The sequence below is a fragment of the Marinicrinis lubricantis genome, assembly GCF_042658665.1.
In the GTDB taxonomy this organism is placed as follows: domain Bacteria; phylum Bacillota; class Bacilli; order Paenibacillales; family KCTC-33676; genus Marinicrinis; species Marinicrinis lubricantis.
Genome location: NZ_JBHSQV010000181.1, coordinates 24003 through 45399, shown reverse-complemented (window position 1 = coordinate 45399; position 21397 = coordinate 24003). Strand labels below are relative to the sequence as shown.

The window sequence follows — 21397 nt, the reverse complement described above, 5'->3', positions numbered from 1 at the left end:
TTCTTTCGCGAGGCACGGGCTAGTCATTCTCTCTTTTTGCCTTCTTATTCGATTTATCCAGCAGCACCCGAATCGGAATATATATCGCAGCGGCAAAAAATAAATTAAACAGCAAAGACGGCAGAGCGTAATGAAGCATCGTCCACACAAACGACTCTTGATTGATTTGGAACAACCGATACAGCAAATCAACGGCCAGCTCTAAATAAACTAGAGCGCCGATAACAAATAGGAGGGATCCAACAAAGGCTGGCGGCTTTCTTTGATTAAACAATGCCACACTGTATGCTCCAAGACCCATCGTAAACGTGAACAGTCCCAGCATATGTCCGTAATACAGCAAATCCTGCAGGAAGCCGAAGGAAACGCCAAGAGCTAGAGCAAAATGCCTCCTTCCCTGTAAGGCAACGTACAGAATGAGGACATAAACGAAATGAAAGGAAATATGATCCTGCCAGCTTGCAGGGATAAACCAAGGCAGCAATGACCCTTCTAATATAAACACAACAAAAATGATCCACCAAATCAGCTGCTTCTTCATTCTTCACCTTCCAGAGGCGGAACTTCCACCACGAACACTTCTTTCAAATGATTAAAGTCTGCGAAAGGCTCGATTTTCGCGGTACGGGTTAAGCCGAACTCTCCAACATCGCTTGATTTGACCGTGCCGATGCGGAGACCTTCAGGGAAAACCCCGCCTAGACCTGAGGTGACAACAACATCACCATCTTGGATCGGATCACTTTGTTTGATCTTCGTCATATACAAGAGTCCGTCACTCATATCATAGTTCTCGATGGTGCCGAACGAATCAGATTCCTTCCCTTCCACCGTTGCTGCAATCGCCTTATAGCGCGTGGACGTATTGTTCAACTCCGTAATGAGCTGGACATGAGAATAAAACGGCGTTACGCGCTCAATCCGACCGACCAGCCCATCAACGGTAACCACAGCCATATCGACTTCAATCCCGTCTTTTTCGCCCAAATCAATCTTGATGGTCGCATTATATACATCCGGGCTGTCTGCGACGACTCGGGCTATGCGGTATGTATAGTTGTCCCTGCTTTTCTGCCTTTCGGTAAACGCCAAATTCTCTTTTAAGCGCTTATTTTCATCTTCTAATGCGTTCAGTCTTGCCACATCACGGGCATAAAAGGCCAGCGTCTGCTTCAGCACCTTATTTTCCTCATAAAGCTCATCAATTTTTCCTAAATCCTCAAAAAAACTAGAGATCGAAGAAGCCGGTTTATAGAAGAGACCTTGAACCCATGAAACCGAATCATTCAAGAACTTTTCCGGCCAAGTCGGATTTTCGCGTTTGAGGTAAGTAATGCCCATAATTCCAATAAAAATGATTAAACTGAATAAAAGGATAAATAGCCTTTTGTTCCCCAAAAGCTTGAACAATATGAACACCCCAAAGCTTGAATTGTTACCTCAGTGTTGTAATGAACACGATTCACGTTCTTACAACGATTGTTCAATACAATTCAAGCGTACAAAGCTTGAATTGTTACCTCAGTGTTGTAATGAACACGATTCACGTTCTTACAACGATTGTTCAAAACGATGAAAAGCAAGCCCTCATCCCTCCTAAGTTCAAGCAGATGCAGCATAACATGCTCGAACCGGCTGAACAGGGAGAAAGCTTGCATAGAAGCTGTAATTATCGTTTAGATTTGCTGGCAGGACCTGACTTCGATTTCATGAGATGAATGTTCTCGAGCGCTCGTCCAGTACCAATCGCAACGCAATCGAGCGGATTATCTGCAACAATCACCGGCATACCGGTCTCTTTGGCTAGCAGCTTATCCAAATTGCGGAGCAGAGCTCCGCCGCCGGTCAGTACGATTCCCCGGTCCATAATATCTGCTGAAAGCTCCGGAGGACATTTCTCCAGCGTCACCTTCACCGCATCAACGATGCTGTTCACCGTATCCGATAAAGCATCAGCAATCTCCTCAGAACTGATTGTAATGGTCTTTGGAAGGCCGGTTAACAAGTCTCGTCCACGTATTTCCATCTTCTCATCATTATCGAGAAGCATCGCAGATCCAATCTCCATTTTGATCTGTTCAGAGGTGCGTTCACCAATCATCAAATTATAATTGCGTTTAATATATTGAGCAATCGCTTCATCCATTTCATCTCCCGCAACCCGAACCGACCTGCAGGTCACAATGCCGCCCAATGAAATGACAGCGACCTCCGTCGTACCACCGCCAATATCAACAACCATCGATCCGGTTGGTTCCCAAACCGGCAAATCGGCCCCGATTGCGGCAGCAAACGGCTCTTCTATGGTATAGGCTTCCCTCGCTCCCGCCTGACGAGTCGCATCTTCTACCGCCCTTTTTTCCACCGCGGTAATCCCGGAAGGTACACACACCATCACGTTCGGATGTCGAGGAAAAAGCATTCTTTGCTTCTGCGCGCCTCGTATGAAATATTTGATCATCGTCGCCGTCGTTTCAAAATCCGCAATCACCCCATCCTTCATTGGACGAACCGCACGAATATTACCGGGCGTTCTGCCGATCATCCGCTTTGCCGATTCACCTACGGCCTCGATCCCCTTAGAGTCGGTCCGAATCGCTACAACGGACGGCTCCCGTAGAACGATCCCCTTCCCTCTAATGTAAACTACCGTATTCGCCGTACCTAAATCTATTCCCAGGTCTCTAGTAAAACCACCAAACATGGTATGTTCTCCTTCCTTCACTTCTGCTGATCTTCTGCTGTTAGTGTTGTATTTATTGTAAAGGCATTTTCTAAAAACGGACTGATTCCAGCTCGTCCGCACATGACAGGATTATTTGATTATATTACATCTGTCCAAGCTGCTTCAAACTAATAAACTTCTGATCTCCAATGATAATATGATCCAACACCTCGATTCCTATAATCTCACCTGCTTCAACTAACCTCTCGGTAATGCTGAGGTCCTCCGGACTAGGCGTCGGATCTCCGCTCGGATGGTTATGTACACAGATAATCGAAGCGCTGCTCCGTTTTATGGCGGCACGAAATACTTCTCTTGGATGTACGATAGAGGCATTCAAGCTGCCCATCGACAATGTTTCCTGTCCCAGCACCTGATTTTTCGTATTCAAAAACAGGCATACAAAATGTTCTTTCTGCAAATACCGCATATCTTCCATCACCAGTTGAGCCGCATCCTCCGGGGAGCGGATCACTGCCGTTTGATCTAACATGCTTTTCGATATTCTCCGGCCCAATTCAATACCGGCTTTGATTTGCAGCGCTTTAGCCGGTCCAACTCCTTTAATGCGGGTCAGCTGCTGCACCGTGCAGTCAACCAAATATCGCAACCCTCCGCTTTGCTTCAGTATACGCTGCGCTAAATGTACTGACGATTCAGCGACGGTTCCGGTTCTCAAAATAATGGCCAGCAGCTCAGCGTTGCTAAGCGCCTGTTCCCCAAACTGCAGCATTCTCTCACGGGGTCTCTCCTCGCTGGGGACATCTCGCAATACATACGGATGCGAACTCATAATTTCCCCCATTTCTGCTAAGTCCAGTCTATGTCGTCTACGGTACCGCTATTCCGAATTCCTTCAGCATATCCGTCAGCAACGCGACAGACAAGCCCACGACATTAAAATAATCGCCTTCAATCGAATCAACCAATGCAGCTCCGAGTCCCTGTATGGCATATGAACCGGCTTTATCCATTGGTTCACCGCTCTCAATATACCGTTCAATCTGGTCGTCTGACAATGACCGCATATGCACTAGGGTGGAGCGATACTGAACTACACGCTTATCTTCTGCAGCATCTATGCAGGCAATCCCGCTGTAAACCTGGTGACTGCGTCCTTGAAGCCGTTTAAGCATTGCAAAAGCATCCTGCGGATTCACGGGCTTTCCTAATATATCATTACCCAGCACTACAACCGTGTCCGAACCGATGATGACACCTTTCATGCTTCCGTTCAGCTTCTCTTTGACAGCGGATGCTTTTCTTTCCGCCAGTACGGTTACCGCCTCACTAGGTGTGAGACTGGCTTCGATTGTTTCATCCACATGGCTGGGATATACCTCGAATGGCAAACGAAGCGAACGGATAATTTCCTGCCTTCGCGGTGAAGAGGATGCTAGAATAAGCATCTGAGGACGCTCCTTTCTGGATGGTTTCGGCACGCTGAAGCATGCTTTGTCAATCGTGCCTGTATACCGCGGATGGATAATGAGGTAGCGCTACCGAGCAGCTAAAGTTTCCGATGCAGCCAAAATGCGGCGGCAATGGTGATCATTGAAATTAGATTTAGCTTAACCTGAATGAACAAATCATATTTGATCAAATTAAAATCGGCCTTTGGCTGCCAGCTGAGCTCGGCGGTTTTGGTAAGAAAGGATAATGCCGTAACGCTCGACAAAAGTTCGGTAAATATGACACCTGCCAAACAACCTAAAATTAAAAATAAGATCAGCGTCCATGTGCTTTTATGCGTCATAAGATGTCTTCCCACCAAACATTAGGCATATATTTTTCCTTTTTATTATAAGTGAGAACCTCTAGCAATACAATCAAAGGCTCAAGGCACTGTATGAAATTACCAACGTCCTTTTTCGACCTTTTTCAGCAACTTTCCCGATTCCTCTAAGTATATTTTTTTCGGGAGGGAAAGAATCGAATGAAAAAACTGCTTTACCGACTGTTGCTCGCTGCTTTGGCCTGTCTCATGTTTACGAATCATACTTATGCCGCAAAGATTGTCATCGACCCAGGACACGGCGGATCCGATCCCGGAGCGATAGGGGTAAACGGACTGCAAGAAAAACAAGTCAATTTACAAATCTCCAAGCTGCTCGCTGATGAACTCAAAAAACGAGGGTACGACATTGTCATGACCCGAACCAATGATGTCTATCTGAGCTTGCAGCAAAGGGTAGAATTCACGAATCGTCAAAATGCCGATCTTTTTATTTCGGTTCATGCCAATTCCAATCCTTCCAGCTACATATCTGGAACTCAGGTACTGTACTACGATGACAACTATCCGCAAGCCAGCTATCCGGCTTCGCCGGAAATGAGAAAGCTGACCGCAAAAAGCAAACTGTTAGCATCCTATGTACTCAACAGCGCCCTAGAAGCTACGAATATGACCAATAAGGGCCTCGTTCCTAGCGCAGTATATGTTGTGCGCATGGGCAAGATTCCATCGATCTTAATGGAAACCGCCTTTTTATCCAACGCTCAAGATGCAACCAAGTTAAAGGATCCTGCTTTTCAAAAAAATATGGCCGTCGGTATGGCGAACGGGATTGAACGCTTTATGCCGGTTGCGTTTAAAGATCTCGCGGGTCACTGGGCGACCAGTGCGATTTTAACGATGTATGAAAATGGCTACGTGACCGGAGTCGGCAAGGATGTATTTGATCCAAATCGCGCATTAACGCGGGCCGAATTTATCGCCATGATGGATCGTGTATTTCATTTCTCACAAATGGAGGCACTTCCTTCATCAGACAAAACGGTGCAGGATGCTGAATCTGATAGCTTAGAAGAAACGGCACAAAATGATGAAGATCAGCCAGAACTTTCAGCGGAGGAAATGAAGGAACCTCTGCAGCCGGTTGAGCAGCAGGATTCACAGTCTCCAATCGATACTGAAAGAAGCACAGCCGATTCTGAAGCCAGCCTTAGTCAGGGTTCTGACATGAATACGATAACTGATCAGGATCAACAAGGCGACATGGAAGACGGCATTTCTTCAAACGGCACCGGCTCTGATCCTTCACATGAAATCGCTTTGGGAGCAACACAAGCGAATACAGAAAGTAGTCTGGAACATTCAGCTGTCTCGGAAGAAAACGCACCTTCAGATTCGACAGAACGAAAAGTTTTCAGCGATTTGAAAACCTCTCATTGGGCTTACTATGCGATGCGCAAAGCGGCGGACTTGGGTATTCTTGACGGATTTAAGGACGGGACCATTAGGCCCGACCAGACGATCACAAGGGCAGAGGTTGCTGTCATATTCAACCGCATATGGGGACACACCGTCCAAGCTGATCAAGTCGCTCCATTTACGGACGTACCGCAAATGAAATGGTATTCGGAGGCCGTTTATAATTTGCGCGCCGCCTCCATTTTGATGGGACGAACGAATACGGAATTTGCTCCATTCCAGCACATGACTCGCGCAGAGGCGACCGCGATGCTCTATCGTTATCTTTATCAATTACAGCAGACCCCCTAATCTGCTCCTATATGAAAAAATTCAGGCCAATTCCCGAACAAGCGGAATTGGCCTGAATTCCTATTTCACAGCAATTTGATCGAGCAGCTGCTGCTCAAGGAGCACGAATTCCATCGCCGCGCTCTGCGCCTGCCACAAATAAGCTTTGGCTGGATTTTTTTTATACTCGCCTAACGTCGCAACCGCTGTATCCATTAAATTATTCATTTGCTGAATAAGCTTTTGTTGTTCCTCGCCTGCGCCTTTCGCTGCTGCTGAAGCCAATTGGCTCCAGACTTGATGAGAAGCTTGTATGGTATCCATCGTCGTATCCTCAAGAGGGCTCGCCTCTTCCGCCTCCAAATGCACCATACTGATCGTAGAGACCACTTTAATCAAATCTGCACTTTCCAACAAATAATCCGAGAACTCTTTCCCGCTGTTCCCGCTCCAATATACCCGATCCACTGCCGGGAGTTGGAATGTCTTGACATACACTTCTTTATTCTCATCCTGCAGCAAATGGCTGATAAAAAGAGCATCATCTCGATTGAGCGTTAAACCGGCAAAAACAGCCTGCTGATCCCCTTTCTGTACAGCCGCCGCAAAGCCTGCCTCCTTTAAGCCTTGTATGGCTTGCTGAGCTCCTTCATCACCGGAAAAAATGCCGTGCTGCAATAAATAATAGGTTTGCCCCGGGTACGAAATCTGAACGCTCCCGCTATTATGATTCACCGGCTCTGCTTGTGAGCTGTTTCCACTTACATCGCCTTCTCGAATGATCTGCGCGTTTTGTTCTCCACCGTTTGCATTTTCTTGATTAACCACATCACTGCCGGTAAACATTTGTAGCACAAACAATCCGAATACGGCACCTGTAATAACGGCCCCGCCGATGGATGTGACGAGCTTGAACCAGGGAACGGTTGAACGCGAGTATACCTTCGAACGGCTGTATATTTGATCATCTATTATGGGGATATGGTCAGGCTCATCCGGAATCGAATGTTTCGGTAGATCCTGATTGCCTTGCGAGGCTTCAGGAGGCTTATTCTGTACGTGCTGATCACTTTCTCTGATCATTCGCTCCAACCGTTCGACTTCGGTTTCGAACGGACTTGACCACGTTCCGAAATCCTGCGTAAATTCATTTAAAACCGATGATGGACCGTTTGGATTTATTGGCATATGGGTTTGCTCACGCTGCTCTACAATAATCTCCTGCGATTCGTCCTCTCTTACGGTAAACTCTTCCTGCCTCAGCGGTATGATCTTGCCAGGAGACGAATCTTGCTTCTGACGTTTAGGCTCGTATTCGTTGTCATGATTAAAGCGATATGTAATGGTGGATTTGTTGTTCATCTTTATTCTCTCCCTTGTCCATACTTATCACAGCTTATGATGGACAAGTTCAATTTATGACACTGGGTATTAAAAAACTAACGAGCAGCAAAAAGCCTAGGATGTTAAAATGCCGCAGCCTAGGCTTAACTCGTTATTCCAGGGAAGATCCTAATTCTCCAAATGCTTGGCCAGTTTGTGCGATGTCGTCCAAATATCTCCCGCGCCCATCGTAATGACGGCGTCTCCTGGTTTCACACGGCTTAGCAAATACGAAAGTACTTCTTCTTTATCCGGAATATATTTAACGTTCTCGTTGCTGTTCACTTGAATGAGTTCTACCAATTTTTTTGAATTAACGCCTTCGATTTGCTTTTCACCCGCGGGAGAATAGATATCTGTAATAATGACTTCGTCCGCCTCATGAAAAGCTCTGCTGAACTGATCCAACAGGAAGTAGGTCCGGGTATACCGCTGCGGCTGAAATACAGCGATAATATGTTTTCCCGTCGTCTTCGCCGCGCTGATGGTCGCCTGAATTTCCGTTGGATGGTGAGCGTAATCGTCAATGACCAAAATATCATTCACTTCACCAAGCACTTGAAATCTGCGTTTCGCACCGCGAAACTCTTTGAGGGAATCCTCAATTTTCTTAAACTCGATTCCCGCCTCCAAGCATGCAATGCAGGTAGCCAGCGCATTGTAAACCGTATGCTTTCCGGGAACAGGCAGCTCTATCGTACCTAATACCTTGTCCTTATGTTTAACCGTGAACTTAACCTTACGGTCTCCAAGTTCAATGTCCTCAGCGGTATAATCAGCAGGCTGATCAATTCCATATGTGGCAACAGGAGCCTTCACTTGAGGCAGCAGCTCTCGAACGTAAGGGTCGTCCGTACAGACAATGGCGCATCCTTCTGCATTCACCTGACTTAAAAACGTGGCATACGCCTTTTTCAAATTCTCAAAATTTCCGTCGTAATTCTCCAAATGATCCGCTTCAATATTGGTTACAATAGCCATCGACGGATGGTACTGCAGGAACGAACCGTCACTCTCGTCTGCTTCGGCGACAACGTAATCTCCCTTTCCGGCTTTCGCATTGCTGCCGATATTCATAATCTCCCCGCCGATAATATACGTCGGATCGGTTCCGCTCTGCTCCATCACAAGAGCGATCATCGAGGAGGTCGTCGTTTTTCCATGAGCCCCGGCTACTGCGATTCCCTTCTTCGCATTCATAAGTCTCGCCAGCATTTCAGAACGGTGCAGCATCGGAATACTCAACTTCTCCGCAGCTACCATCTCTACATTATCCTTAGACAAGGCCGTAGAAAAGACGACCATGTCCGCACCGCGAACATTTTCCTCCTGGTGGCCAATAAATATTTGTGCACCCTTCTCCGCCAGCTTACGGGTCAACTCTTGCTGTGCTACGTCAGATCCGGTTACCCGATACCCCATTTCCAGCATCACTCTGGCAATAGCGCTCATTCCGTAACCGCCAATACCAATGAAGTGAACGTGCTCTGCAGTATTCAAGTCCGCCTCACCAACCTTTTTCAGAATGTGAATGATGTAGAACCCGGCTGCGAACATCTGAAATGAGATAAAGGGTTCCCGAGACCACAGCCAAGTCCTGCTCCGAAGTCATGCTCTGTAACAGATCTAACGCTTTTTCCCAATCTGGCTCCACCACTATACGGATCTGGCTGCTTGCCGGATGCTGCCTCACCAGTTCCTCCAATGACGCGGCGCTCATCTTTTTGCGAAAATCCGGTTCCGTTAAAATCAGTGTATCCACTATCGGTAGTATATGTTCCAAATATGCTTTGTGATTCTTCGTTTCCAGCATGCCCATCATAAAATGCAGCTTTTCGTATCGATACAGCGTGTGAATCGTATGTGAAAGCGCCTGCGAACCTTCTGGATTATGTGCGCCATCCACAAGCAGCCGCGGATGTTCTTGAATCATTTCCATTCGTCCCGGCCAGGATACATTCCTCATCGCTTGATATAAATCCTCTTCTTCCACGATCAAGGCGTAATACTGTCTAAGCACCTCTAGCGTCATCAGCGCCGCTGCGGCATTTTTCAGTTGATGAACTCCATTCATTGTCAGCTTTACTTGGGGAATTTTGCGAAAAGGACCTTCGAAATCAAAAATTTGCTCGTTCAATTCGCTTTTCACCGGTTGGATGATAAATTCTCGATCCAACAAGTAGCAGGTGCTCTTCAACTGAGCGGCTTTATCGGCAATGACCTTCCGAGCGGCTTCATCTTCAGCCGTGCTTACAACAGGCACCCCTGCTTTAATAATGCCCGCCTTTTCCGACGCAATCTGCTGAATCGTTTCGCCTAGTATATCTGTATGATCATAACCGACGTTCGTAATCACACTAACGACAGGATGAAGAATATTCGTTGAATCCAAGCGGCCGCCAAGACCTGTCTCCATCACGACATAATCGGGGTATGCCACTTTTGAAAAATACAATATCGAAATCATCGTCGTCACTTCGAACATGGTCGGTGAACCTAGCTCAGTCGATGCAATACGCTCCACGTGGGGCTTTACTTCATTCGCGAGACGAATCAGTTCATCATCCGGGATCGGCTCCCCGTTATACCGGATTCGGTCTGTAAACCTTACAATATATGGAGAAGTAAAAATCCCCACATCATAACCGCATTGTTCCAGTACATCGGCAATCATACGACATGTAGAACCTTTTCCGTTCGTACCGGCAACATGAATTACTTTCAGTCTTCTCTCGGGATGTTCGAACGCTTCGGCTAAAGCTTCCATCCGCTTGAGTCCTGGTTTGATTCCAAAAGGAATCAAGTTGTTAATCCAAGAAACTGCTTCTTCATAAGTATGCAGCATGAACTCATCACCTTCCTCGATCTATGCAGACGGACCGGCCGTCCATTGTAAGACGGCCGGCATGTTATGCTCAAGCTTTACCCTTTTAACTCTTTCAGCTCTTGCAAACGGCTTAATACTTTATCTCTTTTTTCGGTGTAGTCGCGCTGCTTTGCTTTCTCCTCTTCAATCACTTGTGCCGGAGCTTTAGCGATAAAGCCTTCATTGGAAAGCTTCTTGTCTACGCGCTCGACTTCTTTATTCAAATTTTGAAGTTCCTTCTCCAGACGGGAAATTTCCTGCTCAATATCGATTAGACCTGCGAGAGGCAAATACAGCTCAGCACCCGTCACGATCGCGGTCATCGCTTTCTCCGGCGCCGTTAAGTTCAGATCGACATGAAGGTCGCTCGTTCCGCAAAATCTTTCGATATATCCGCGATTGCTTTCCAAAATACGGAGCGCCTGATCGTTAGTCGGCTTCATAAACAACTCGACCTTACGGCTCATTGGCGCACCTACTTCACCGCGAATATTGCGAACCGCGCCGATGGCAGCCATCAGCAGCTCCATTTGCTCTTCGGCTTCTTTGCTAACGAACGCTTCTTGATATACTGGCCATGCCGCGAGTACAAGGCTCTCACCCTGATGAGGCAGATGCTGCCAGATCTCTTCACTAATGAACGGCATGAATGGATGGATAATCCGCATCGTTTGATCCAATACATACGCCAGCACCGACTGGGTCGTACGTTTCGCTTCAGCGTCGCTTCCGTACAAGTTGATCTTCGCAAATTCAATATACCAATCGCACAGATCGTCCCAAATAAAGTTGTACAGCAGCCGTCCAACTTCACCAAATTCATATTGATCCATTAGACGAGTGACATCCTTCACCGTTTCGTTCAAACGGTGCAAAATCCAGCGATCCGCTGTGCCTAAATTGCCGTCCAATCTGATATCGCTGACCTCAAAACCATGCAAATTCATCAATGCAAAGCGGGAGGCATTCCATATTTTATTGGCGAAATTGCGTGCCTGTTCTACCTTTTCCCAGCGGAATCGAAGGTCCTGACCCGGCGTGCTTCCGGTAGAAATCATATATCTCATCGCGTCCGCGCCGTACTTCTCGATTACCTCCAACGGATCAACTCCGTTGCCAAGTGACTTGGACATTTTACGGCCTTCCGCATCACGGACAAGTCCATGCATCAGCACATCCTTGAACGGAATTTGCTCCGTAAATTCCAATGCTGTAAAAATCATTCGGGCTACCCAGAAATAAATAATATCGTAGCCTGTCACCAGCACATTGGTCGGATAGTAACGCTTCAAGTCCTCGGTCTGTTCCGGCCATCCTAATGTAGAGAACGGCCAGAGAGCAGAGCTGAACCATGTGTCAAGCACATCCTCATCCTGCCGCAGATTCGTGCCGGAGCAATGCTGACACGCATGCACATCGTCGCGTGAAACGGTAACCTCTCCGCAATCGCTGCAATACCAAGCCGGAATCCGATGTCCCCACCAGAGTTGACGGGATATACACCAATCACGAACATTCTCGATCCAATTTAAATAAGTTCTCTCGAAGCGATCAGGAACAAAATGAACGCCATGGCCTGCCTTTTGTGCTTCGATTGCTTTTTCCGCGAGCGGCTTCATTTTGACAAACCACTGCGTAGACAAGTAAGGCTCAACCACCGCCCCGCTTCTCTCGCTGTGTCCTACCTGATGGACGTGCTCTTCGATTTCAATCAGCACACCGGCATCCTGCAGATCTTTGACGATCTTTTTGCGGCATTCAAATCGGTCCAACCCCTGATAAGGACCCGCATTTTTATTCATCGTTCCGCTTTCGTCCATAACGAGCACCTGTGGAAGGTCGTGACGGAGACCCACTTCGAAGTCGTTCGGATCATGAGCCGGTGTAATCTTCACCGCTCCGCTTCCGAAATCCTTCTCCACATAATCGTCCCCGACGATCGGGATTTCTCGTCCTACAATCGGCAGAACCAATGTTTTGCCGATCAGATGCTGATACCGCTCATCCTCTGGATGGACCGCAACCGCCGTATCTCCCAGCATCGTTTCCGGGCGTGTCGTCGCTACAGTTAAATATCCGTTTCCATCTTTCAGCGGATAACGCAGATGGTACAGCTTACCCTGCACTTCTTTATACTCTACCTCGATATCTGACAACGCGGTACGAGCCGCCGGATCCCAGTTAATAATATATTTGCCGCGGTAAATCAAACCTTTCTCGTACAGACGAACGAAAACTTCCCGTACCGCTTTCGACAACCCTTCATCCAGCGTAAACCGCTCACGGGAATAGTCCAAGGACAATCCCAGCTTATCCCATTGAGAGCGGATCGTATTCGCGTAAAGCTCCTTCCACTCCCACACCTGCTCGAGGAATTTTTCCCGTCCTAAATCGTACCTGCTGATGCCCTTCTCTTCTCTCAGTTTCTGCTCTACCTTGGTCTGAGTAGCAATACCGGCATGATCCGTTCCTGGCAGCCATAACGTATCGTAGCCCTGCATCCGTTTCGTACGAATCAATATATCCTGAAGCGTAAAATCCAGTGCGTGACCGATATGAAGCATGCCTGTAACGTTGGGCGGTGGAATCACGATTGTAAACGGCTGGGCATCCTTTCTTTTTCCTGCTTCAAAGAAATGGTTATCCCTCCAATACTTCCCCCACTTCTGTTCCGCTTCCTTCGGATTATATGTTGTCGGCATTGAAAGTTCATTCGTTTCTGTCATTCATGTACCTCCTACTCTAATCATACCTGCAAGGGTGTTTGCAAAAAAACAAAAAAAGCCCCTCGTCTCAAAGGACGAAAGGCTTGACTTCCGTGGTACCACCTTTGTTCCGATCAAAAACAATGCGTTTTCAAATCGGCACTTCAAGCAAATAACGGATGCATCCGGCTTAAGCTGAACCTTCTCACCTAAGCGACTCCAGGGCGACTTCAGACAGCTGCTTCCTACGGAATCTCCCAGCGTCACAATTCCGCTCTCTGTAAGGCTTGACTGCTTACTACTCCCTATCCAAGTCATTTTCATATTTAGAATGGATTTAACCATTATGATAACTGTGAAAATGCATCCAGTCAACTGCTTAAACCGACTTTCGAAAAATAGCTGCTCCAGCCGCTTTTTCTCGTTCACAGGTTTCATAATATACAGCATATCCTGTCTATCCACCTTCATAAACATATATTAGCGGAATTTATGCGCTTGTTCAAATCACACTGGAAGACGTTTGTTTTAACGAGGTGAACCGTCTCACATAGAGGAGGGAATATCAAAGTGTATAACTGGTGGCTGAAAATACGTTTGTCGGTCAGAGCGATCCTGTTTCCGCTCATCTGCATTCAATTCGTCCGGACGCTTTTTCTACCTACACCTTTGGATGTGTTTATTTTGTTTGCGCTGTTTTTGGCCTATCTCGGTTTTCTGCTGAATGTATATTGAATCGTTGTCGGTTGTAAACAATGGACAACACCGTTTCTGAAGTACCTATTCCGTAATAAACCTCTATCTGCTTACCCTTCATGAAAAGGGGGCGGATAGAGGTTTATTTTAAAACGACGAAGACAGTAAAACACACGAATTTTCACTAGAAAAATCGTGTGTTTGCCACTCTCTTAATTCGGAATATATACGATTTGCCCTTCAGAAACTTCCTCGTTCGAAAGCCGATTGTACATCGATAGCTCTCTCGGGTGAATACCGTATTTTTGAGCAATCGTCCCCAACGTTTCTTCCTTTTGAACGATGCACATTCTCACTTTTTTGAAAGACTGTTCCTCATTTTCACGATTCAAGAACAGGCTTTTCCATTCCAATCCGTTCTTGGCGTCCTCCGGCTGTTGTAAAGCTTCCAATGCTTCCTCGGCCTGTTTGTAGTTCTCCAGCACATTTTTCGTTTGCTCTCTATGTAATAATGATTTTAAGCCCTTGCTGCCTTTTTTCTCTTCAGAGGATACGTCTTCTTCCTGCTTTTTACTTCCAAAAGCAATCTTCATTTCTTTCTTTTTTGGCGGCTCCTGCTCGGCGGCCTCTTCCGCAGCCGGACTTTGATTTGGATTCTCTTCCTCGGCCAATTCCCCTGCAGGATTCGGGTTTTGCTCATTCGATGAAGGCTCGATCGCTTCATTCCCCGCAGCACTGTTATCCATTTCCTGCGCCATGACAGGCTCTGCTTTCGTCTCAGCCATCGGCAAATCAACCTGCAGCGGCGATTCTTCATTCACAATCGGGATGGGCACCGCTTCTTCCTTCGGCGCTTTCTCCTTTGGTGCCGTCTCTTTTGGTGCTTCCTCCTGCACCGCCGGCGCCTCCTCTACTCGGCCGTCAGAATACGCAGGCTCAATGGCTTGCTCCTCTCCCGCCCCCGAGGATTTGGAGAACTGTGATGCAGCGGATGGTTCAAACCGTTCGGCGGAGGCATCTCTCGTTTCAACAGTTTGATCATTGATCTGACTATATTCCTTATCAATCGCTTCAGAGGTTTCCGTCAAGTCATCATTCATTTGGCTTACAAATACTTCCTCCGGCGTCCCCCATGTCTTGGACACCTGGCCCACCATTTCGATCCCTTCCAGGGACAGCACTCCGGTCACACTTAAGCTGCGAGGTGAAATCAAATCGACGTCGAAATGCTCGATTTCCACTTTCAAATCTTCCAAACTTGTAATGCGGCTGAGCGGCAGCGTAATTTCCACCGGAATATAATGCACCAGCTGTCTGCTGCCTCTATCTTCGGAAACGGTATAGGAACCGGTTAAAGTGAGATGTCCTTTGAGAACAGCTTGTTCCTCTTTAGACAACACTTTAATTTGCGGCAAAAGCTCAATCGAATCTAATTGTTCCAGACCCTCTAATGGTTCCTGCAGTTGAACTCGTTCATAAATATCAAAACGTAAACCCTTTTGTTCACCGGTCAACCGTAACTCCTCCCTTCACCATGTCTACTCTGTACATATATATGTCTGCATGGGAGGAGCATGACTATTATTTTCGCAAACGCGCCAGAAGCAGTCTCATATCAGGGTACATCGGGGCTTCTATTTGTAACTTCTCGCCGCTCCATGGATGTGGAAAGGATAGCCGAATACCATGCAGCGCTTGTCGATGCATCCCCTCTATGCCTGTGCCTCCATACAGCGGATCTCCCACAATCGGATGCCCGGCATGCTGCAAATGTACCCGGATTTGGTGCGTTCTGCCGGTCTCGAGCACGAGCTGGACCCATACGGCATCACGAAACGTTTCCAACACCTCATAATGCGTCACTGCAGGCTGTCCTTGACGGGAAACTCTTCGCCGCTGATGATGATGGCGATCCTTCCCGATCGGCCAGCTGAAAGTGCCCCGGCTGGGCTGCAGCCTTCCCTTCGCAACTGCAACATAAGTACGCCCTATATCCTTGCGCCGCATCGCGGCATCCAGCATATATTGCGAATATTCATTTTTCGCATACAATACGGGGCCCGAAGTATCCCGGTCTAGACGATGTATATGACGAACGAAGCACGATTGACCCGTCATCCCGTAATATCCGGCTAATTGATTCGCAAGCGTGTCCGACTGCCCGCGTTCCGACGGATGAACAGGCACTCCTGGCGGCTTATTCACAACGATACAAAAATCGTCCTCATAGAGGACGTCCAATTTGTCGGTATATTCAGGTTCAAAGCCAAACGGGCGCTCCGTAAAAAGGCGGAGCCGGATTGCGGATTTGGTCTGCTGCAGCCCCTGCTCCTTCTCCAATCTAAATACCCATTCCTCCGGAAAAATATCCGGAAGCTTACGGCCCCGGTATTCCAGCCATTCCCCTTTTCGGATATAAGAATAGCTCATGGCCACAATGATTCCACCAGTTCCCGCGCTGTATCTCTGCCTTGACGTATGCAGTCGGGTAAACCAACCCCTTCAAAGGCAGCTCCTGTCATACGGGCGTTCGGAATCGCCTGCAGCAGCTCTTCACGCGCTTCCCGAATTCGAGTCAAATGCCCGACCGGATATTGCGGCATCGCCCGATTCAGTCTCGTCAGTGTAATAAAATCCGGCTCAGCTTCGATGCCCATCAGATCGAACACATCAGCCTTCACCTGTTCCTGGATCTCCTCATCGGTCATCTCCAGATGACGCTGATCTCCCGCCCGGCCGACATAGCATCTAATGAGTGTATCCCCTTCTTCTGCGGTATGGGGCCACTTGACCGAGGTCCACGTGCAGGCGGTAATAAATCGGCCCTCTGTTCGGGGAATCAAAAATCCAGTGCCGTCATTTTTCACATGGAGCTGCTTTTGCTTATAGGCCAGTACAACATTCGCAACCGAAACATACTCCATACTGCCAAGCTTTTCAACTTTGGGATAGCCGCTGAGCAGCTTCGCTAATTGAAAAGCAGGCACGGCGAAAATCACGGCATCAGCTTGAAGCTCGCTCGGTTGTTCTCCGCGCGTCAGGTGAATCGTCACGCCGCCATCTGCCGGCTGAACCGATTGAACCGCCGTTTCCTGCAGGAAGTCTACACCTGCACCGCCCAAGCTTTCTGTTAAAGCTTGAATCAACGTAGACAAGCCGTTCTTATACGTAAGGAACGCGCTTTTCTTCGCATATTCCGGAAGCTCTGCGGAAGCGGCTGTCTGATTTCTGCTCTCGCCAGTTCCCTTTATGATACTGCCGTATTGTTGTTCCAACTGATGGAACTGCGGGTAGGTCGCCTGCAAGCTAAGCTTGGACAGATCGCCAGCGTAAATGCCGGCCAACAGCGGTTCGACGATATTTTCCAGCATTTCTTTTCCTAGTCTTCGTTCAACAAAGCTTCCGAGCGATTCATCCGACATATCCACTCTCTTCGGAATCTGCAATTCTTGTGCGACTCTGGCCTTCCCTTCCTGAGAAAGAAGTTCTGTATCCATGAATGTATGATCATCGTACGGTATGCCCAGCATCAGGCCGGGAGGCATCCCATGCAGTTTGTTATAACGAAGAATGTAGCTTTTTTTCGCATCAGGATTCAGTCCCGCGAATTCTGATTCTAGACCGAGCGATTGACTTAATTCGATAATCGGAAGCTTGCGGGACAAGAAGGAGTCTGGCCCCCGCTCGATAACAAAGCCGTCCTTCCGCAGGGTATGGACCGAGCCGCCCAAGCGGCCCGACTTCTCTACAACGGTAACGTGCAGACGCTGATCAAGCTCTCTGGCCTTCTGGACGGCATAGTATGCAGCGCTTAAACCGGTAATCCCGCCCCCCACAACGACGAGATGCTTCAGATCCTTGCTCATTCGATCAGATCCTTTCTGCTTCCTTTGCCACCACATCTGCAAGACAGCGCATATATTTGGGATCCGAATTCAGTGAATCGGTTCTTTCCAAATGTCCGCCTAAGCTTTCCGCCAGCTGCTTGCATTCAATATCAATGTCATACAGCACTTCCAAGTGATCCGAAACAAATCCGACCGGGCAAATCAGTATACTTTTCACATCCTGCTTGGAGATTAGGTCCTCTATATCCACCGTAATGTCCGGTCCAAGCCATGGCACCGATGTTTGTCCTGCACTTTGCCATGAAAACTGCCAATTCGTCACGCCTGTTCGATCTGCGATCGCTCTCGACGTCTCCAACAGTTGTTCAGGATACGGATCTCCCATCTCCACAATTTTGGCGGGTAGACTGTGGGCACTGAACAGCACCTTGACTTGCTCCACCGGTACAGAAAACTTCTGCAGTGCCTCGTTCACCCTCTCTACCAAGGCATCGATCAATTCCGGGTGAAGGTGATAGCTTTCGACGAAACTCATTCGAATGCCGTGCTTTTCTGCTTCCTCTTTCGCGCGCTTCACATACCCGCCAATACTCATCACAGAATAATGAGGAGCAAGTACAACACCGACCGCTTCCTTTATGCCATCCGCAGCCATCGTCTTCACTCCATCCTCAATAAAAGGAGCGGCATGCTTCAAGCCTTGGTAGCACACAAATTCGGTGTCAGGATACAGCTCCTTTAGCGTTTGCTGCAGTGCTTCTACCTGCCGATCCGTATTTTGGCGAAGCGGAAATACTCCGCCGACGATGGCTTCATATCGGTCCGTCAGCTCCTTAAGCTGTTCTGCTGAAGGCGGATTTCCTCTTCGAATATGGGTATAGTACGGTTCAATTTGTTCCATGTTTTCCGGAGTTCCATAAGACATCACAAGAACACCGATTTTTCTTTTCGTCATATTTTCACGCCTCCTCTATGCTGTGCGATCGCCTCAGCTGAATACGTATGGATAAACTCCGTAAGCTCCTTTAATTTATCGATCGAAGCTTCCGGAAATAATCCGTGACCCAGGTTGAATACGTGCGATCCTTGCTGCAAGCCTTCGTCAATAATTTGTTTCGCATGCTGATGAATAACCGAAACCGGTGCCGTCAGCACGGTTGGATCCAAATTGCCCTGCAGCGTATACTTGCTGCCAACCCTTTGTCTAGCGTCGGATAAAGATACTCTCCAATCTACTCCGATTACATCAGCTTTCAGATCGGAAAGCAGAGGAAGCAGTTCACCGGAGCTGACGCCAGGGAAATAAATTTTAACGGCATCTTCCTCCTGCAGCGCATTAAAAATCCGTTCAATCGTTGGAAGCACATATAATTTGAAGTCGTGCGGCGCCAGTGCGCCGACCCAGCTGTCGAACACCTGCACGGCTTTTGCTCCATTTGCAATATGAGCCTTCAGGTAAGTAATGATCATGTCGCCCAATTTATCCATGAGCTGGAACCATACTTTGGGCTCGCTGTACATCAGCGACTTCGTCAGCAAATAATTTTTCGAAGGTCTGCCCTCGATCAGATAGGATGCAATCGTAAAAGGAGCCCCTGCGAATGTAATGAGCGGGACCTCAAGCTCACGATCGAGAATCCGAATCGTTTTCAATACGTGGGACAAATCCCCCTCCACATCGATCGGCTTCAATCTCTCCACATCGCCAGCCGTGCGGATTGGATTATCAATGACCGGACCGATATTTTTGACAATGTCAAAATCGATTCCGATTGAAGCGACCGGATTCATAATGTCCGAATACAAAATGGCCGCATCGACACCCAGTTTTCTGATGGGCATAAGCGTTACCTCGGCGGCAAGCTCCGGCTGCTGGCATATTTCCAACAAGGAATATTTCTCTTTAATTTTACGGTAATCCGGATCATATCTGCCGGCTTGTCTCATATACCAGACCGGCGTATAATCCACATTTTCTTTTCTGCAAGCTCTGAGAAAGGTATCGTTGTAAACCATGTATTCTCCTCATTTCTTGGTGATTTCCGTACCAAGTGCTTCTATTCTTTAAGACATTATCCCCTTTTTTGCTCCGCTTAGGCAACACGCCGCATCTCCATTAATCTTACAAATTGTTGAACAACCACTCTTTGATGAAACTCACATCACGTGATAAAGATGCGTAAGGTTTCAAAAGTCCAGAACTTGGCCTATATGCACGAAAAAGCCCTAGAAGCGTTCACCTGTTCGGGTGTCTCGCATCTCCCAGGACTTCCGAAGGCTTAACCTAAGCTAAATACTTCGGGGGCCGCACAGGTGAAATTGGACTTCGTCCCGCGCGGCCTTGCCCGCAATATCTATAACCGTTTTTTGAATCCCGATTAAATATCCACGTCAAGCTAAAGCGACTTCAATGCTTCGCGGTGCGCCGCGATCGTCCGATCAATGTCCTCATCGCTATGGGCTAAGGACATAAACATTCCTTCAAATTGAGAAGGCGCCAAGGAAACGCCTTGATTCAGCATCCTTGCAAAATACCGGCTGAAATGCTCCAAATTGGAGGTTTTCGCCGTCTCATAATTGATCACTTGCCGATCTGTAAAGAACGGGCAGATCATCGAGCCGATCCGATTGATTGTACAAGGAACTCCTGTTTCCTCAGCATTGGCCTTAAAGCCTTGTTCCAAGCGAGCGGATTTCCGTTCCAGCTCCTCATAAGCCCCCGGCTCTCCCAACAGCTTCAAGGTAGTGTATCCTGCAGCCATTGCAAGCGGGTTACCGGAAAGTGTGCCTGCCTGATAGATCGGTCCGCTTGGAGCAACCATCTCCATCAGCTCTCTTTTGCCGCCATAGGCGCCTACCGGCAAGCCTCCTCCAATCACTTTACCCATGCAGGTCAGATCCGGCGTAACGCCATACAAGCCCTGCGCGCTGTTCAAGCCGACCCGGAACCCGGTCATGACCTCGTCAAAAATAAGCACGGTGCCGAACTGCTGTGTAATCTGTCTTAGGCCTTCCAGAAATCCAGGCAAAGGAGGGACAACTCCCATGTTGCCGGCGATCGGCTCAACGATGACAGCAGCGATGTCTTCTCCGTACTTTTCAAAGGCCAGCTTGACGGACTCTACATCATTGTAGGGCACCGTCAATGTGTTCGCCGCTGTAGCTTCTGTCACCCCTGGGCTGTCAGGGAGTCCTAACGTTGCTACACCGGATCCCGCTTTAATCAAAAGAGAATCCGCGTGGCCGTGATAGCTTCCTTCAAATTTCATAATTTTGTTTCGCTTCGTGTAGCCTCTGGCAAGACGAAGCGCGCTCATCGTTGCCTCGGTACCGGAATTCACCATCCGAACGACCTCTACGGAAGGCATGCGCTCCACAACTAATTCAGCCATACGCGTCTCAAGCTCCGTAGGAGCTCCGAAGCTCGTGCCCTTTTCCGCTGTTTCCTTGATCGCTTGAATAACTTCGGGATGGGCATGTCCAAGAATGAGCGGACCCCAGGAACCGATATAATCAATATATTCATTTCCATCGATATCGACAATTTTGGAACCGGAGCCTCTCTCAATGTACGGTGGAGTCAGGTTCACCGATTTATAGGCGCGAACCGGACTGTTTACACCGCCAGGAAGGATCTTCTTTGCTTGCTCGAATGCAGCTTTCGATTTTGTATCCACTCTTCCGTTCATA

18 protein-coding genes and 1 other annotated feature are annotated in these 21397 nt (G+C 47.9%); of the genes, 2 read left to right on the top strand and 16 right to left on the bottom strand.

What is annotated here, in order from left to right:
* Window positions 1-19: 19 nt before the first annotated feature.
* The 6 genes from mreD to ACFPXP_RS18795 all read right to left on the bottom strand — a co-directional run bounded on the left by mreD (window position 20) and on the right by ACFPXP_RS18795 (window position 4481).
* Complete coding sequence (gene mreD, locus ACFPXP_RS18820; RefSeq protein WP_379895933.1) at window positions 20-541, bottom strand: rod shape-determining protein MreD; 522 nt, start codon at window positions 539-541, stop codon at window positions 20-22.
* A complete protein-coding gene (gene mreC / locus ACFPXP_RS18815) occupies window positions 538-1419 on the bottom strand; it encodes a rod shape-determining protein MreC (RefSeq protein ID WP_379895932.1) in 882 nt (293 codons plus the stop codon). Before mreC ends, mreD begins: the two co-directional genes overlap by 4 nt.
* Before the next feature lie 250 nt (window positions 1420-1669).
* Window positions 1670-2704, bottom strand: a complete 1035-nt coding sequence (locus ACFPXP_RS18810) for a rod shape-determining protein (protein WP_379895931.1) — start codon at window positions 2702-2704, stop codon at window positions 1670-1672.
* A gap of 124 nt (window positions 2705-2828) precedes the next feature.
* The gene (gene radC / locus ACFPXP_RS18805) at window positions 2829-3518 is read right to left on the bottom strand and encodes a RadC family protein (RefSeq protein WP_379895930.1); all 690 of its coding nucleotides are present in this window, start codon (window positions 3516-3518) and stop codon (window positions 2829-2831) included.
* A 37-nt stretch (window positions 3519-3555) separates the two neighbouring features.
* The gene (locus ACFPXP_RS18800; protein ID WP_379895929.1) at window positions 3556-4134 is read right to left on the bottom strand and encodes a Maf family protein; all 579 of its coding nucleotides are present in this window, start codon (window positions 4132-4134) and stop codon (window positions 3556-3558) included.
* Between the two features lie 101 nt (window positions 4135-4235).
* Entirely contained in the window at window positions 4236-4481 is a 246-nt protein-coding gene (locus ACFPXP_RS18795) for a DUF4321 domain-containing protein (RefSeq protein WP_379895927.1), read from the bottom strand.
* A 180-nt stretch (window positions 4482-4661) separates the two neighbouring features.
* Here ACFPXP_RS18795 and ACFPXP_RS18790 point away from each other — a divergent pair, with 180 nt between their 5' ends.
* Complete coding sequence (locus tag ACFPXP_RS18790; RefSeq protein ID WP_379895926.1) at window positions 4662-6230, top strand: N-acetylmuramoyl-L-alanine amidase; 1569 nt, start codon at window positions 4662-4664, stop codon at window positions 6228-6230.
* Window positions 6231-6290: 60 nt separating this feature from the next.
* Here ACFPXP_RS18790 and ACFPXP_RS18785 read toward each other — a convergent pair whose 3' ends face one another.
* From ACFPXP_RS18785 to ACFPXP_RS18770, 4 genes are all read right to left on the bottom strand, one after another.
* Window positions 6291-7571, bottom strand: a complete 1281-nt coding sequence (locus ACFPXP_RS18785; protein ID WP_379895925.1) for a hypothetical protein — start codon at window positions 7569-7571, stop codon at window positions 6291-6293.
* 150 nt (window positions 7572-7721) lie between these two features.
* Window positions 7722-9092 carry a UDP-N-acetylmuramate--L-alanine ligase gene (gene murC / locus ACFPXP_RS18780; protein WP_379895924.1) on the bottom strand — a complete coding sequence of 457 codons (1371 nt, stop codon included), beginning with the start codon at window positions 9090-9092 and terminating at the stop codon, window positions 7722-7724.
* 7 nt (window positions 9093-9099) lie between these two features.
* The gene (locus tag ACFPXP_RS18775) at window positions 9100-10437 is read right to left on the bottom strand and encodes a bifunctional folylpolyglutamate synthase/dihydrofolate synthase (protein WP_379895923.1); all 1338 of its coding nucleotides are present in this window, start codon (window positions 10435-10437) and stop codon (window positions 9100-9102) included.
* Window positions 10438-10514: 77 nt separating this feature from the next.
* Window positions 10515-13184: a valine--tRNA ligase gene (locus ACFPXP_RS18770; protein WP_379895922.1), complete on the bottom strand. Its 2670-nt coding sequence runs from the start codon at window positions 13182-13184 to the stop codon at window positions 10515-10517.
* A gap of 67 nt (window positions 13185-13251) precedes the next feature.
* Window positions 13252-13484: a binding site (T-box leader), on the bottom strand.
* Between the two features lie 249 nt (window positions 13485-13733).
* On the opposite strand from ACFPXP_RS18770, the gene ACFPXP_RS18765 reads away from it, so the two are divergent.
* The gene (locus ACFPXP_RS18765) at window positions 13734-13898 is read left to right on the top strand and encodes a hypothetical protein (protein ID WP_379895921.1); all 165 of its coding nucleotides are present in this window, start codon (window positions 13734-13736) and stop codon (window positions 13896-13898) included.
* 173 nt (window positions 13899-14071) lie between these two features.
* On the opposite strand, the gene ACFPXP_RS18760 is transcribed toward ACFPXP_RS18765, so the two are convergent.
* The 6 genes from ACFPXP_RS18760 to hemL all read right to left on the bottom strand — a co-directional run bounded on the left by ACFPXP_RS18760 (window position 14072) and on the right by hemL (window position 21396).
* Window positions 14072-15373 (bottom strand): LysM peptidoglycan-binding domain-containing protein, encoded by a 1302-nt coding sequence (locus ACFPXP_RS18760; RefSeq protein WP_379895920.1) that lies wholly within the window; start codon window positions 15371-15373, stop codon window positions 14072-14074.
* Between the two features lie 67 nt (window positions 15374-15440).
* Complete coding sequence (locus tag ACFPXP_RS18755) at window positions 15441-16289, bottom strand: RluA family pseudouridine synthase (RefSeq protein ID WP_379895983.1); 849 nt, start codon at window positions 16287-16289, stop codon at window positions 15441-15443.
* Window positions 16286-17725, bottom strand: coding sequence for a protoporphyrinogen oxidase (hemG, locus tag ACFPXP_RS18750; protein ID WP_379895919.1), 1440 nt, complete (start codon window positions 17723-17725; stop codon window positions 16286-16288). Before hemG ends, ACFPXP_RS18755 begins: the two co-directional genes overlap by 4 nt.
* Before the next feature lie 4 nt (window positions 17726-17729).
* Complete coding sequence (gene hemH, locus ACFPXP_RS18745; RefSeq protein WP_379895918.1) at window positions 17730-18662, bottom strand: ferrochelatase; 933 nt, start codon at window positions 18660-18662, stop codon at window positions 17730-17732.
* Complete coding sequence (gene hemE / locus ACFPXP_RS18740; protein WP_379895917.1) at window positions 18659-19723, bottom strand: uroporphyrinogen decarboxylase; 1065 nt, start codon at window positions 19721-19723, stop codon at window positions 18659-18661. Before hemE ends, hemH begins: the two co-directional genes overlap by 4 nt.
* A 380-nt stretch (window positions 19724-20103) precedes the next feature.
* Window positions 20104-21396, bottom strand: coding sequence for a glutamate-1-semialdehyde 2,1-aminomutase (gene hemL / locus ACFPXP_RS18735; protein WP_379895982.1), 1293 nt, complete (start codon window positions 21394-21396; stop codon window positions 20104-20106).
* Window position 21397 lies beyond the last annotated feature (1 nt).

Bases quoted from the DNA above. Each gene is read 5' to 3' on its own strand.
- ACFPXP_RS18790 (WP_379895926.1), top strand. From the start codon at position 4,662: ATGAAAAAACTGCTTTACCGACTGTTGCTCGCTGCTTTGGCCTGTCTC.
- hemG (WP_379895919.1), bottom strand. From the start codon at position 17,725: ATGAGCAAGGATCTGAAGCATCTCGTCGTTGTGGGGGGCGGGATTACC.
- ACFPXP_RS18795 (WP_379895927.1), bottom strand. From the start codon at position 4,481: ATGACGCATAAAAGCACATGGACGCTGATCTTATTTTTAATTTTAGGT.
- hemL (WP_379895982.1), bottom strand. From the start codon at position 21,396: ATGAACGGAAGAGTGGATACAAAATCGAAAGCTGCATTCGAGCAAGCA.
- ACFPXP_RS18755 (WP_379895983.1), bottom strand. From the start codon at position 16,289: ATGAGCTATTCTTATATCCGAAAAGGGGAATGGCTGGAATACCGGGGC.
- radC (WP_379895930.1), bottom strand. From the start codon at position 3,518: ATGAGTTCGCATCCGTATGTATTGCGAGATGTCCCCAGCGAGGAGAGA.
- ACFPXP_RS18785 (WP_379895925.1), bottom strand. From the start codon at position 7,571: ATGAACAACAAATCCACCATTACATATCGCTTTAATCATGACAACGAA.
- hemH (WP_379895918.1), bottom strand. From the start codon at position 18,662: ATGACGAAAAGAAAAATCGGTGTTCTTGTGATGTCTTATGGAACTCCG.
- ACFPXP_RS18810 (WP_379895931.1), bottom strand. From the start codon at position 2,704: ATGTTTGGTGGTTTTACTAGAGACCTGGGAATAGATTTAGGTACGGCG.
- ACFPXP_RS18775 (WP_379895923.1), bottom strand. From the start codon at position 10,437: ATGCTGCATACTTATGAAGAAGCAGTTTCTTGGATTAACAACTTGATT.
- ACFPXP_RS18770 (WP_379895922.1), bottom strand. From the start codon at position 13,184: ATGACAGAAACGAATGAACTTTCAATGCCGACAACATATAATCCGAAG.
- ACFPXP_RS18800 (WP_379895929.1), bottom strand. From the start codon at position 4,134: ATGCTTATTCTAGCATCCTCTTCACCGCGAAGGCAGGAAATTATCCGT.
- hemE (WP_379895917.1), bottom strand. From the start codon at position 19,723: ATGGTTTACAACGATACCTTTCTCAGAGCTTGCAGAAAAGAAAATGTG.
- mreD (WP_379895933.1), bottom strand. From the start codon at position 541: ATGAAGAAGCAGCTGATTTGGTGGATCATTTTTGTTGTGTTTATATTA.